Origin of the sequence: Jiangella anatolica, from assembly GCF_003236295.1 — a bacterium.
Classification (GTDB): Bacteria; Actinomycetota; Actinomycetes; order Jiangellales; family Jiangellaceae; genus Jiangella; species Jiangella anatolica.
The window spans coordinates 17,166-29,146 of record NZ_POTW01000090.1; the positions used below are offsets into that span (position 1 = coordinate 17,166).

Annotated in this window: 13 protein-coding genes and 4 tRNA genes; 3 read left to right on the plus strand and 14 right to left on the minus strand. The window is 70.0% G+C overall.

Annotated features, from left to right (window positions below; genetic code table 11):
• Positions 1-40 precede the first annotated feature (40 nt).
• The 4 genes from C1I92_RS26395 to C1I92_RS26410 all read right to left on the minus strand — a co-directional run bounded on the left by C1I92_RS26395 (position 41) and on the right by C1I92_RS26410 (position 736).
• Positions 41-415, minus strand: coding sequence for a hypothetical protein (locus C1I92_RS26395; protein ID WP_146605294.1), 375 nt, complete (start codon positions 413-415; stop codon positions 41-43).
• A gap of 61 nt (positions 416-476) precedes the next feature.
• A tRNA-Val gene (locus tag C1I92_RS26400) sits at positions 477-551 on the minus strand.
• Positions 552-566: 15 nt separating this feature from the next.
• Positions 567-637: transfer RNA gene (locus C1I92_RS26405), tRNA-Cys, on the minus strand.
• Between the two features lie 26 nt (positions 638-663).
• Positions 664-736: transfer RNA gene (locus tag C1I92_RS26410), tRNA-Gly, on the minus strand.
• A gap of 54 nt (positions 737-790) precedes the next feature.
• On the opposite strand from C1I92_RS26410, the gene C1I92_RS26415 reads away from it, so the two are divergent.
• The gene (locus C1I92_RS26415) at positions 791-1,834 is read left to right on the plus strand and encodes a chorismate-binding protein (RefSeq protein ID WP_111257618.1); all 1,044 of its coding nucleotides are present in this window, start codon (positions 791-793) and stop codon (positions 1,832-1,834) included.
• Positions 1,828-2,664, plus strand: coding sequence for an aminotransferase class IV (locus tag C1I92_RS26420; protein ID WP_111257619.1), 837 nt, complete (start codon positions 1,828-1,830; stop codon positions 2,662-2,664). The genes C1I92_RS26415 and C1I92_RS26420 overlap by 7 nt, the downstream gene beginning before the upstream one ends.
• A gap of 31 nt (positions 2,665-2,695) precedes the next feature.
• Here the strand turns inward: C1I92_RS26420 and C1I92_RS26425 are convergent, their stop codons facing one another.
• Positions 2,696-3,253 (minus strand): CGNR zinc finger domain-containing protein, encoded by a 558-nt coding sequence (locus C1I92_RS26425; protein ID WP_111257620.1) that lies wholly within the window; start codon positions 3,251-3,253, stop codon positions 2,696-2,698.
• Between the two features lie 95 nt (positions 3,254-3,348).
• Complete coding sequence (locus tag C1I92_RS26430; RefSeq protein WP_111257621.1) at positions 3,349-3,768, minus strand: SsgA family sporulation/cell division regulator; 420 nt, start codon at positions 3,766-3,768, stop codon at positions 3,349-3,351.
• Between the two features lie 99 nt (positions 3,769-3,867).
• On the opposite strand from C1I92_RS26430, the gene C1I92_RS26435 reads away from it, so the two are divergent.
• Positions 3,868-3,939: transfer RNA gene (locus C1I92_RS26435), tRNA-Val, on the plus strand.
• A gap of 78 nt (positions 3,940-4,017) precedes the next feature.
• On the opposite strand, the gene C1I92_RS26440 is transcribed toward C1I92_RS26435, so the two are convergent.
• The 8 genes from C1I92_RS26440 to C1I92_RS26475 all read right to left on the minus strand — a co-directional run.
• Positions 4,018-5,499, minus strand: a complete 1,482-nt coding sequence (locus tag C1I92_RS26440; RefSeq protein WP_111257622.1) for a tyrosine-type recombinase/integrase — start codon at positions 5,497-5,499, stop codon at positions 4,018-4,020.
• 10 nt (positions 5,500-5,509) lie between these two features.
• Positions 5,510-5,824, minus strand: coding sequence for a helix-turn-helix domain-containing protein (locus C1I92_RS26445; protein WP_111257623.1), 315 nt, complete (start codon positions 5,822-5,824; stop codon positions 5,510-5,512).
• Between the two features lie 4 nt (positions 5,825-5,828).
• Positions 5,829-6,359: a hypothetical protein gene (locus C1I92_RS26450; protein ID WP_111257624.1), complete on the minus strand. Its 531-nt coding sequence runs from the start codon at positions 6,357-6,359 to the stop codon at positions 5,829-5,831.
• Positions 6,360-6,377: 18 nt separating this feature from the next.
• Positions 6,378-6,857: a single-stranded DNA-binding protein gene (locus C1I92_RS26455; RefSeq protein WP_146605295.1), complete on the minus strand. Its 480-nt coding sequence runs from the start codon at positions 6,855-6,857 to the stop codon at positions 6,378-6,380.
• A 44-nt stretch (positions 6,858-6,901) separates the two neighbouring features.
• Positions 6,902-8,695, minus strand: a complete 1,794-nt coding sequence (locus C1I92_RS26460) for a type IV secretory system conjugative DNA transfer family protein (RefSeq protein ID WP_111257626.1) — start codon at positions 8,693-8,695, stop codon at positions 6,902-6,904.
• Positions 8,676-9,251 (minus strand): hypothetical protein, encoded by a 576-nt coding sequence (locus C1I92_RS26465; protein WP_146605296.1) that lies wholly within the window; start codon positions 9,249-9,251, stop codon positions 8,676-8,678. Before C1I92_RS26465 ends, C1I92_RS26460 begins: the two co-directional genes overlap by 20 nt.
• Before the next feature lie 365 nt (positions 9,252-9,616).
• Positions 9,617-10,642 carry a DUF4192 domain-containing protein gene (locus C1I92_RS26470; protein WP_199521615.1) on the minus strand — a complete coding sequence of 342 codons (1,026 nt, stop codon included), beginning with the start codon at positions 10,640-10,642 and terminating at the stop codon, positions 9,617-9,619.
• A gap of 164 nt (positions 10,643-10,806) precedes the next feature.
• Positions 10,807-11,981 (minus strand): putative type IV secretion/conjugal transfer ATPase (locus C1I92_RS26475; protein ID WP_111257628.1); only part of this gene is annotated, 1,175 nt, incomplete at its 5' end.

Here is an 11,981-nt window from a genome sequence, read left to right on the forward strand (position 1 = left end):
CGGGCCGGCGAAAGCCCCGCCGCGTAGGTGGGGCCTGCGGCTACGGCACGCCGATCCACCACGGCGAGTGGGTGGTGAGCCGGTTGTCGTCGCCGTCGATCTGGAGGTATTCATTGCCGAGCACCAGCCGGAGGGCGTGGTCCGTTCTCTCGACGGCTGTGACCATCAGCCCGTTCAAGGAGTCCAGTGCGTTGAGGACCGGATCGTCGTCCTGTTGGAGCGCTGACCACCCTGGGTGCACCGAGAAGGTCGTGTCGATGTACAACCTGACCTCGCGCTCGGTGTCTGGGTTGTAGAGGTTGAGAAACGGCCAGGCCTGACGGCGGCCCGCTTCGACCACGTGCGCTCCCACCAGAAGCGCGGGGTCATCTTCTTCTGGCTGCATCCGCACATCATGCCCGGGCAGCTCGCGCATTTGGATCACCGGGCCGGTGACGAGTGAGGCCCTATCGACATGATCGATAGGGCCTCCGAACTGGTGGGCGATACTGGGATTGAACCAGTGACCTCTTCCGTGTCAGGGAAGCGCTCTCCCGCTGAGCTAATCGCCCGGGTCTTCACTTGCGAGGTGGAGACGGGATTTGAACCCGTGTAGACGGCTTTGCAGGCCGTTGCCTCGCCTCTCGGCCACTCCACCGTGATGAGGGCCAGAGCCCCGCTCCGAGCGGACGACGGGACTCGAACCCGCGACCCTCACCTTGGCAAGGTGATGCGCTACCAACTGCGCTACGTCCGCACTGCATCGGGCCGGTTTCCCGAACCGCGGTGCGGGTGAAACATTAGCCCATCGATGCCGCCGCCGCCAAACGCGATAGCGTCGCGTGTTGTGGACGTGCCGCCTGAACCGCTGGCGCACCTCGGCGGGATGCTGGCCACCGGCCTGGTGGAGGTGTCGTCCGACCTGCGGGTCCTCGACGGATCGGGGCGGTGGGCGGTGGTCGTCACGTTCGAGGGCGACGTCGTCTGCGCCCGGTTCGATCGGTGGGTCGACGCGCCGCTGCCGGCCGCCAGGCGGCCGTGGAACGGGCCCGCGGCGGCCGCCTGGACGTCGTCGCTGGACCGGGCCGCCTACGTCCAGGCCGTCCGTGACGTGCGGGAACGGATCGCGGCCGGGACGGTGTACCAGGTCAACGTGTGCCGCGTGCTGTCCGCGGCGCTGCCGGACGGCGCCGGCGGTGATCTTCTGCCGCTGGCGAACAGGCTGAGCGACCGCCACGACGCGCCGTTCGCGGGCGCCGTCCTGCTGCCGGAGCTGCAGGTGGTGACGGAGTCGCCGGAGCTGTTCCTGCGCCGCCGCGGCGACCACGTCGCGTCGTCGCCGATCAAGGGGACCGGACGGACCGCCGCCGATCTCACCGCGAAGGACGGCGCCGAGAACGTGATGATCGTCGACCTCGTGCGCAACGACCTGTCCCGCGTCTGCGTGACCGGCAGCATCGCCGTCGACGAGCTGCTGAGCGTCGAGAAGCACCCCGGCCTCGTCCACCTCGTGTCGACGGTGAGCGGCCGGCTGCTGCCCGGCGCCGGGTGGGCGGAGCTGTTCGACGCGACGTTCCCGCCGGGCTCGGTGTCCGGTGCGCCGAAATCGACGGCGCTGGCGGCGATCGCCGACCTGGAGCCGGTGCCGCGCGGGCCGTACTGCGGCGCCGTCGGCTGGGTCGACGCCGACACGGGGGAGGGCGAGCTGGCCGTCGGCATCCGCACGTTCTGGGCGCGCGACGGCGTGCTGCGGTTCGGGACCGGCGCCGGCATCACCTGGGGCTCGGATCCGGACCGCGAGTGGGCCGAGACCGAGCTGAAGGCCGAACGCCTCGTAGGCTTGGCCTCGTGCTGACTTGGGTGAACGGTGAGTTGCTGGACGAGTCCGACGCGACCGTCAGCATCTTCGATCACGGCCTCACGGTGGGCGACGGGGTGTTCGAGACGGTCAAGGTCGTCGGCGGCGTGTCGTTCGCGCTCGGCCGGCACCTGGCCCGGCTGGGCCGCTCGGCCGCCGGGCTCGGCCTGCCGGCCCCCGACGTCGCCGAGGTCGCCAAGGCGTGCGAGCAGGTCGCGGCTCAGGCCACGGGCGACGGCATGTACCGGCTGCGCGTCACGTACACCGGCGGCATCGCACCCATGGGCTCCGGACGCGGCGACGCCGGCCCGACGCTGATCGTCGCGGTGGCGCCGGCCGCGCCGCAGCCGCCGGTCACGACGGTGGCGGTGGCGCCGTGGCCGCGCAACGAGCGGGGCGCGCTGGCCGGTCTGAAGACCACGTCGTACGCCGAGAACGTCATCGCGCTGGACCGGGCCGCCGCGGCCGGCGCCAGCGAGGCGCTGTGTGCCGACACCCGCGGCCGGCTGTGCGAGGGGACCGGCAGCAACGTGTTCGTCGTGGTCGGCGGCCGGCTGCTGACGCCGTCGACCGCGAGCGGCTGCCTGGCCGGCGTCACCCGCGACCTCGTCATCGAATGGTGCGACGCGGCGGAGGCCGACCTCGACCTCGGCGTCCTCGACACGGCGGAGGAGATCTTCCTCACGTCGACGACGCGCGACGTGCAGGCCGTCTCGGCCGTCGTGTGGGACGACGGGCGACGGCGTGAGCTGCCGGCGCCCGGCCCGGTGACGGCGCGAGCGGCGGCGACGTTCGCCGAGCGGGCGGCGGCCGACCCGGAGCCGTGAGCCGGCGCCGTCGGGCCCGGACCCCGTCAGGTCAGACGGCGGCGGCGCGCTGGCGCTCGCGGTAGGCCGCGACGTGCAGCCGGTTGCCGCAGGTGCGGCTGTCGCAGTAGCGCTTGGAGCGGTTGCGCGACAGGTCGACGAGGACGCGGCCGCAGTCGGGCGCCGAGCACACCTGCAGCCGCTCCTGCTCGCCCGCGACCACGACGAACGTGAGCGCCATGCCCGCGTCGATCAGCAGGTGCTCGGCCGGCGCCGCGCCGGGGGCGAAGTAGTGCGTGTGCCAGTCGTAACCGTCGTGGTCGGTCAGCCGCGGGCAGACCCTGGCCCCGTCGAGCAGCCCGTTGACCAGGGCCGCGGCCTCGGCCGTCGTCCCGGCCTCGAAGACCTCGCGCAGCCGCGGCCGCAGCGCCCGAACGGCGCGCAGATCGGTCTCGGTGACGGTGGGCAGATCGCTGATCTTGTACAGATCGATGAACGATCTCAGTGAGCCCACGTCGGGCAGTCCCTCGCTGCCGCTCGCGAGGGGATCGGAGTTCACCAGGTCGACGACAACCTCGAGAGAGTGCTCGACGTCGTGGCTGAAGGTCACGTGCCTGCCCTTGGCTCGAATTCTTGGGTCTCAAGTGCTGATGACCGTAATCCACTGGTGCGCAGGGCACAACACACGAGGGGCACGTGGAGAGGTCAGGTACGGTCCAGCAGCGAGTCCAGCACCGCGTCGATGCTGAGCAGCCGCCCCTCGATCCCCGTCGGCACCAGCGCCCACGTCTGGATGAGGAAGTCCTCGATCGCCGACGCCGGCGCCTCCAGCACCGCGTCGCCGTCGGGGGAGCGCAGCCGCACCCGCACCGTCGGCGTGCCGTGCGGATCGAGCGCCGGCCAGACGTTGATGTCGCCCTTGCCGCTCGCCTCGTCCAGCCCGGCGCTGAGCAGATCGCGGGCGAACACCCACGGCACCGGCTCGCGCGCCGTCGTGTCGAACACCGCCGTGACGGCCAGCGGGTCGGTCGCGCTGTAGCGCAGCTCCGCCTGGATGTACCGCTCCCCGTCACTCTCGTCGAGCAGGCGCAGGGCCAGAGGGTAGGAGATGGTCGACGCGCTCATGGCCGATAGTGTCAGCCCAATCCGGACATCGTGCAACGCGAAACTCGGGCGGTGGTTTCTGTTCGGGGCCTGGGGTGCGGTATGGTTCTGGTCGCGCCCGGGCGATTAGCTCAGCGGGAGAGCGCTTCGTTCACACCGAAGAGGTCACTGGTTCGATCCCAGTATCGCCCACCCAGGTCAGACGGATGTCGACCACCTTTCAATAGCGATTTGATCATTGCCCAGGGGAATTTCAGGGGATGATCTTGCTCACAGGCCCGGTGAGTCCGGACCAGATCCTGGCTCGGTCGGCGGATTCATCCGATGACTCATCGTGTGCCGGATGCCGCGACTCTGAGCTGGCCGGCGTGACTTGAGCCTGTCGGTCTGGCGCTCGCCGAGTGTGGCGGTACGGCTTGTCGGAGTGCGCCCGGCTTGGCTCTGAAGAAGGTCGTCAAGGGCAGTCACCGGCGAGGACGGGTGCATGGCGTGACGTGCGGCCAGCGCAGCGTGCCATTCGGAGGTCAGAAGCTCCAGGAGATCGTGGCGCATGTTGGCGGTGATGTGGGAGTAGACACCGCCAATTCCCTCGAGCTGATGTCCGAGGCGCTCATGGGACAGGATCTCAGGTACGCGGTGCTCGACCATCAGCGTCTTGTGGCTGTGGCGCAGCCCGTGCGGAGTCAGGTCCGGCGCGATCGGCAGCCAGCACGCGGTGGCGCGTTCGGCGTTGCCTCGCCCGCGCTGGACGGCTCCGGGCCACGGCTCAGCGGCGATGGACACCGGGCGTCTGGGCAGCTGCCGGCCGCGGGGAGGGAACCATCCGGTGGTGGCGGGGTCGAAGATCCAGTCGCTGAACGACGACCGGCGAGGATGGATGCTGCGCTGGCCGGAGAAGAGATAGCGGTTGCCGTGGCAGGGACATGGCTGCGCGGCGTTGTGTGCGAGATGGTCGTTGACGAGTGTGGTCAGCCACTCGGGTAGGTCGATGTCCCGGTAGGAGTCGTCCTTGGGCGGCAGGCGATGGAATCTGCCGGTGTCGTCCTCCCAGAGTTGCCATTCGACCCGGAGCGAGCCTGGCCGTGCGAACGTGGCTTCGAGGCCGACGAGTTCACCCCACCGGAGGCCGGTCCAGTACATGAGCTGGATGGCGGCGAATTCGTCGTCGCGTCCGGAGAGCAGGGCGGCGCGCTCGGCGATGAGCAGGGCGCCGAGTGGACTGGTGGTGGCCTTCTCGGGGCCGCGGCGCTGTTGGCGCCCGGTTCGTCGTCCACGTCGGCGGGACCGGGCTGCCGGGTTGGCATCGATGAGATCTTCCGCGGCGGCGTCGCCGAGGATCGTGGACAGGGTGGTGCGCCAGGTTCTTATGGATGATGGGAGATAACCGGCGGCGCGCTCGGCGCGTTCCCACTCGCCGATCATGCCGGTCGTGATGTCGGTCAGTAGCTCATTCTCGAACGCGGGCAGCAGGTGTTCCTCGAGATGGTGCCGGTAGTTCTGCATGGTCGACTGGGCGAGATCGAGACCCTGGTACCAGGTATTGGCCCAGTCGCCGAAGGTGATGGGGCCGCGGTCACGGACGCGTCGCCCTTGGCGGCGCTTGGCTTCTTCCTCATTGGCGGCGGTGACTGCCTCTCGCTTGGTGCGGAAGCGGATGGTCTCGCCGGCGTCGTTCTTGACCGAGAGCCAGCTGCCGCCTCCGGCGCTGTAGCGGCCGGCGTAGTAACCGTCGCGCTTCTCCGCGTAGCCCACGTCGATCCGTTCACGCCGAGTCAGGTCGTGAACGTGGCGGGCGAGCCCTCAGCGGCGGCGGATCGACCGGCGCCGGCCGCGAGGCACGCGGGCCAGCTGACTGGTTCATGGCGTCGCCGGGTAGGTGCTCGTGGTCGGCGATGATCTGGGTGAGATGCGCGACGCTGAACCGGTACGAGCCGCCGACGAGTGTGAACGGGACCAGCCGTTTGCGGGCCTGTTCGTTGAGCCAGGAGGGCTTGCAGCGCAGCAGAACGGCGGCCTCGTCCGCTGTGTACAGCTGGACGCCCGCGACGGCCTGCGGGGTCATGTGATGGTCGCTCATACGGTCACTCGCCGGTCCCCGTGAAGGGCTCGTCATCCTCCCGGCGGCGTTGAACGTCGGCGAGGATGAAGGCGATGAAGTCGCGATCCCGGTGCCTGATGGGGACGTCTTCCGGCGGGTCGGCCGAGTCCTCGCCGGGCCAACTGGTCATGCGGGTCGGGCGGTCGCGGTCGAGGCGGGTGCCCGAGGCGGCCACCCACTCCCGGAGCCGATGGCGGGCAGCGTGGAAGTCGGCGAGCCAGCCGATGGGTGCGGAGGCGTGCTGCTCGGCGTCGTAGGCGTTGAGCCAGTGCTGGTGCAGCGCGGATAGCTCCCAGACCAGCTCGGGATGACGGTGCCAGGCCGGCGGGATCACCTGGGCCGACAAACCGAACTCCTTGCGTAGCCAGTCGACCCAGGCGTTGAGGGCCAGCCACTCGTGCTCGGCCTCGTCCGCACCGAGCCTGCGCCAGTCGATGGTCGTGGCGCGGGCCTGTGGCAGGTCCTCCCCGCTGTCGTCGGGCTCGACGTCGGGGTCGTCGGTGTAGTAGGTCACGGCGCCTCCTCCGGCAGTTCAGCGGGCCATCGGCTCGGCATGCGGCGGAGGCGGCGGAGGTGCGGGAGGCGGCTGGCGGAGCTGTTGGGTGGCGGGGCCTGCGGCAGGTGCTTCGCGGCTGGCGGGCTCCTGGCCAGCCGAGCGCTTGCGCTGCACGGCGTAGGTGGTGAGGTTGATGTCGTGGCCGATGCGTTTGGCGACGAACTGCTCGACCTCCTCTTCCTGCCCGTCGTCGTCGACGGTCGGGCGGGTCTGCACCGACCCCTGGGCGATGACGTTGTCGCCCTTGCGGAGCATCTCGTAGGAGCGCTCGGCGGACTTCCCGAACATCACGAGATCGTGGAAAGTCGGTTCGAGGTCGTTCCAGCCGCCGCCTTCCTTGGGCTCGGCGTGGTTGATGCCGATGCGGGCGTAGAGGCGGGCCTTTCCGTCGTGGAAAGTGAGGCGAGGATCGCTCGCAACGAAACAGTTGATGGACTGCGAGACCTTGATCGCCATGGCGGACCTCCCGGCTCGGGCCACCCGTAGGCGGGGTGGCGTCGTCACCTGGGAGGTAGGCGACTGCTCCCGCCGTCACGCAGCGCAGCTTCGACCCCTGCCTGATCGGCGGCAAGCTGGTCGCCGTCAGGCCGGGCTGTCCAACGGCGCAGGTCGGTGATGATCGGCGGGGCGGCGCGGAGGATGGTCACGCCGGTGCCGAAGGGCAGGGTGCGCAGTTGGTCTGGCGGCAGGATCGGGATGCGGCGGATGGACTGCTGGTTGGAGCGGCCGCCGTGCGGGTCGATGGTCGTGGAGCCGGTGTACTCGTCGCGGTCGCCGATCAGTACGGCGAGATCCTGAAGGTCGCGCGAGTTGGACGCGCCGCCGAGGACCAGCTTCACGATGGCGGCGTCCCAGATCGCGCCGGCTGCGTTGTCGCCCCACTTGGTTCGGGCCTGGGACATGGATTGCAGGACAGGCAGGGTGGTGATGCCGCTGCCGCCGCCTTCGGCCATGAGCACCGGTAGGGACGGCAACGGCGCGAGGTTGCCGATCTCGTCCAGGGCGAGCAGCAGCGGTGGGTCCAGCCTGGCGCCGGGTGATCGGGCGGCGAGCCGGCGAGCTGTCTCCACGAGATCTTCGACGAAGGCTGCGACGAGGGCCGCCGAAGCGCCGGCACCGGCGCCGGTGGCCAGCAGGTAGACGGTGCCCCGCTCCGTCATGAAGGTGGCGGGGTCGAAGTGCTCGCCGGCCCGCGGCGTGACGGAGTCGAGGACGCGGGGGTCGGCCAGCGCGGACAGAGCGAGTGAGACGCCTTGCCAAATGGAGTCGCGCGTTCTGGGATCGGCCTCGATCATGGCGTCGAGGGAGTCGGCCCAGCCGGTGGCCGCACCGGGGTGCGCGTGCAGGATGGCGACGGCGTCGCTGGCGGCGGTGGGGTCCAGGGTCCAGCGGAACAGGTCGGCCGGGGTCCGTTGGTCGAGGGCCGCGGCATGTAGGAGCGCCTGGAGCGCGGTGCGGGTCTTGGCTTCCCAGAACCCGCCGTTGTCGACTCCGCCGCCGCCGAGGCCGGTCGCGGCGGCTAGGCCGGTGGCGCGGATCATCGCGGTGAGCGGGTCGTCGCAGCCGCGTACGGGGGACCACCGCAGCCCGGCCGGGAGTCCGGGCGCGAGCTGTTGTGGGTCGAAGACGGCGACCGGACCGGCGCGTTGCCGAGCGCGCAGGGTGACGGTGAGATTGTCCGGCCGGGTGGAGGTTGTCACGACCGCGCCGGGCGCGTCGAGGATGGCGTTGATGACCACGTGCAGGCCCTTGCCCGAGCGTGGCGGCCCGATGAGCAGGACAGAGTCTTCGACGCTGGCCCACACTTGCTGGCCGCGTGCGTGGCCTAGCTGGTAGCCGAGATCGGTCGGCGTCGGCCGGGGAAGTGACGGCCGCAGCGTGGCGCCGCGTCGCGTCAGGGCCCGGGCCGAGGCGTGCCGGGCGATCTCGGCCTGGGTCGCGGTCCCGGCCAGGCGCCGCGGATCGGTCCGGGCATGCCGGTTCTGGCTGGTGATCCAGCGGCGCAGCCACCAGGCCGCCAGCACCAGCCCCGCCAAGAGGACGCCGGCCAGAGTCCAGTAGACGACGGGGTTGAGTCCGGGCGCGCCCAACGCACGACCCGGGTCGGCAGGGTCGGTGAGCACCCGGACGACGTCGCCAGCCCCGGCGGTGGGTTGCGGGGCACCGGTGAGGACAGCGGCGAGACTGCCGGTCGCGCGCAGCACCAGCACGATGACCCCGAGCCCGGCCAGGACGGCCAGCGCGAGGTTGGTCAGCGTGTCGGTGCCGGCGCGGTCACCGCGCGGCGGCGTCACCGGTCTCACCGCGGATGGCGGCGGTGACGGTGCCGGAGATCCGTCCGATCAGGACGACCTCACCGGTCGGCTGGGTGGTGTGGGCGAGGCTGAGCCAAGCGCGGACGGTCCCGGTGGGACCGGCGCTCGTGGTCAGCACTGCGACGGCGACGGTGACCTGTTCTCCCGGGATGAACCCGGACCCGGTGACCACGCCCCGGAACTCGCGCGCTTCCTGGTTCGGCGACGACGCGTCTCTCGAGATGGCTGGCCGTCGGGCTGGGGTGAGGATGTCGGTGAACGTCGATCCGTCGCTCTCGCGGATCTCCACCCGTAGGGGCTGGTTCCGCTCGCTGATGAGGCCGTCGAGGATCGTGGCCAGGTCGTCGCGCCGCCATGCCTGCTGGCTCGGCGGAGGCACGAGTCGGCCGTCGACGGCGACGTCCAGCGTGCCGGCCTCGTCGTCGATGACGGAGACCACCACATGAGGAAGCACCGGCTGTAGGGCGCGGTCGTCGACGTCGCGGCTGGGTTTCTTGGGCTGCTTCACCCCCGCTAGGTGGTCCGCGTCGCCCATCGGCCCGGGAGCACCTGCCGGGGAGCGGATCGGACCGTGCGCTGACCGGGCTAGAGGCCGATACCGCCGGCGGGATGGCCACCGGGCTCCACCTGACCGGGGCTCATGGCGCGATGCCGTCCAGGTCAATCGCCATTGACGCGGGTTCGCCCGCGCTCGTCACGCTCAGAGGCACTCACCGGCACCCATGAACCGCACTGGTTCAGAAGCGCGCCCAGGTGAGCTCCACGTCCGCGTTGAACACGAAGTCGACGGGGAAGGTGGGTCTGCCTTCCTGCGTGTGAGCCTTCGCGAATCGCGCCAGTCGACCCTCCAGGCGGCTGGGAGGCTGACGGCGGTGGTAGACGTTCTCCGCTTGGCGCTCCTCACATTCCGTGTTCGGGTCGATCGGGACTGGGCTGCGCGCGCCCTTGCTGTGTGGGGAAGTCTGACCCGAGATCCGGTCCGCGATCTGGGTGCTGGGACCTTATGGCCTCCCACTCCCGTGGGTGCATGCCTGTCTGGACGGCTGTGGCCACGACACCCGCGAGCGAGTAGGGCTTGTCCTGGGGTACTTGGTCTAAGGCGCACCACGCCATGGCCCCGTTCCCGTTCTGCCAGCTTGCGAAGGCCAGCATCGAGGCCGGAGCTGCTCGCACTTCATCGGGAGCCCTCTTGGTCATGTCGGTCCACAGCGCGACGTGGGAGCCGGTGGCGCTCCGGTTCATGTCGTCCAACAACCGGTCTCGGATCGGGATGGAGACGATCGCGACGAGCAGCCGGGCCGCGTCTCCGTCGCTTAGCAGGTGGCCGTTGGCGTGGAACTGGTTGAGCCGACCGAGGGCCCACCTGCTCTCCGCCCGTGGCGTACTCAGTCGGGCCGCTTCCCGAGCTTGGGGCAGAAGCTTCGCCACCGGCTCTCGATCTCCGACCAGTGAGGTCGCGAGCGACCCGCGACTGGCCGCCGGTTGGGCTTGGCCGGCTAGAACTGTCATCGCGGCGATGCGTTCCCGGGCCGATTCGGTCTGAAGGCCGGACTCGCCACTGTCGAGGTCGCTCCAGTGGGAGTCGTTCGCCCAGAGCCGCATCTGGGTGCCGATGCCGATGCTGTCGAGGCGGTCGGCGAACTCTCGGCCGACCACGTCCGCGTACGTGCGATCGTCGGTAACGCAGACAATGCCGACGCTCGCGCGGGTCCCGCCGTAGCGGCTGAACGCGTCGCGGAGGTACCGCCAGACCAACTCGCGATCTATCGGCGTAGTCGGAAGATCGACACGAGCGACGGGAATGTCCGAGCGCATCGGTACGAACACGATCGATTCGTCGGGCTTGAACCCGAGCAGATGGGGGAGAGCTGCAATCAGCTCGTCAGGGGTTCGGACCACCATTCTCATGCCCTGCAGGTGCGCCACACGGCCCGCCCAGAGGTCATTCGAAGCTCGACATCGTGGAAGTCAGTCCTGGCGATAACTTCCCAGGCGAACAGCGACGTGTTCGAGCGACAAACGGCATCCACCAGCGGCTCGAGCGCCGAGCAACATCGAGTCCAAGGAGACGTCAAACATCCGGCGAACTCCTAGACGTTGATCCCCATCCGAGCCCGCGTGTCGAAGGCCTCGAACTCGGCGGGATGAAGCTGATGCTGAACGACAAAGGACCGGTCGGCGATACGCCAGAGCCCTTGACCGGTCCCAAGTGTGGGAAGGAGCTGCTGTTCCGTGCGGGTCAGGCCAAGAGCGAGCGCGGTGGCGCCGAGCTGATCCGTCTCCTGCCGGTAGATGACCCTCGACTCCGCGTTGGCCAGCAGCGACGATGCGAGGGCCCGCGCCGCACTGCCGGCGTCGCCGACGGTGTCGAGGTCGGACAGCTTGTGGAAGATCAGCGCGTTGGCGATGCCGTAGTGGCGGGCCAGCCGCCAATGCGCGTCCATCCGCCGCAGCAGTGCCGGGTGGGCCATCAGCCGCCACGCCTCGTCGTAGATCACCCATCTCTGCCCGCCGGCGGGATCGAGAAGCGCGGCTTCCATCCATGCCGAGGCGCACGTCATGAGTACTGAGACGAGGGCGGCGTTCTCCGCCACCCGCGACAGATCCAGGCTCATCATCGGCAGCGACGGGTCGAACGCGATGGTCGACGGGCCGTCGAAGAGCCCGGCCAGATCGCCGGCGACCAGACGTCGCAGGGCGTGGCCGACGTGCCGCCCGTCATCGGCGAGGCGCGCGTCGCCGCTCCGGTCCGGGGTCAGGATCCGATCCACCACCATCGGCAGCACCGGCACCTCCGACGCGTCGACCGCGGCGGCGAGAGCCGCGTCGATGGCGGTGTGCTCGACCGGAGTCAGCGGCCGCGCGAGCACCGTCTCAGCAAGCGCCCCGACCAGGTCACGGCGCCGCGCCTTGACCTGCGCAGTCCAGTCGACGTCCGCGACACCACGCGGTCGGTAGCCCTCGTCGAGCGGGTTCAACCTGGCCGACAAGCCGTGCCCGAGCACGATCGCGCGACCGCCGACCAGCTGCGCCACCGCGGTGTGCTCGCCCTTCGGGTCGCAGGGCACGTAGACCCTCCGGCCGAACGCGATGGACCGCGTGTAGAGAGACTTCGCCAGCGATGACTTGCCGCTACCGACGATCCCGGCAATCACGACGTTCGGCGCGGTCAACACGCCGCGCGCGTACAACACCCACGGGTCGTAGACGAAGCTCCCGCCCGAGTACAGGTCCTGCCCGACGAACACCCCCTCCGACCCCAACC

What these genes read in the sequence shown, in the direction of transcription:
- C1I92_RS26395 (WP_146605294.1), bottom strand. Translation starts at nt 415, where the DNA reads ATGCGCGAGCTGCCCGGGCATGATGTGCGGATGCAGCCAGAAGAAGAT.
- C1I92_RS26415 (WP_111257618.1), top strand. Translation starts at nt 791, where the DNA reads ATGCCGCCGCCGCCAAACGCGATAGCGTCGCGTGTTGTGGACGTGCCG.
- C1I92_RS26430 (WP_111257621.1), bottom strand. Translation starts at nt 3,768, where the DNA reads ATGAGCGCGTCGACCATCTCCTACCCTCTGGCCCTGCGCCTGCTCGAC.
- C1I92_RS26445 (WP_111257623.1), bottom strand. Translation starts at nt 5,824, where the DNA reads ATGAGCGACCATCACATGACCCCGCAGGCCGTCGCGGGCGTCCAGCTG.
- C1I92_RS26455 (WP_146605295.1), bottom strand. Translation starts at nt 6,857, where the DNA reads ATGGCGATCAAGGTCTCGCAGTCCATCAACTGTTTCGTTGCGAGCGAT.
- C1I92_RS26465 (WP_146605296.1), bottom strand. Translation starts at nt 9,251, where the DNA reads ATGGGCGACGCGGACCACCTAGCGGGGGTGAAGCAGCCCAAGAAACCC.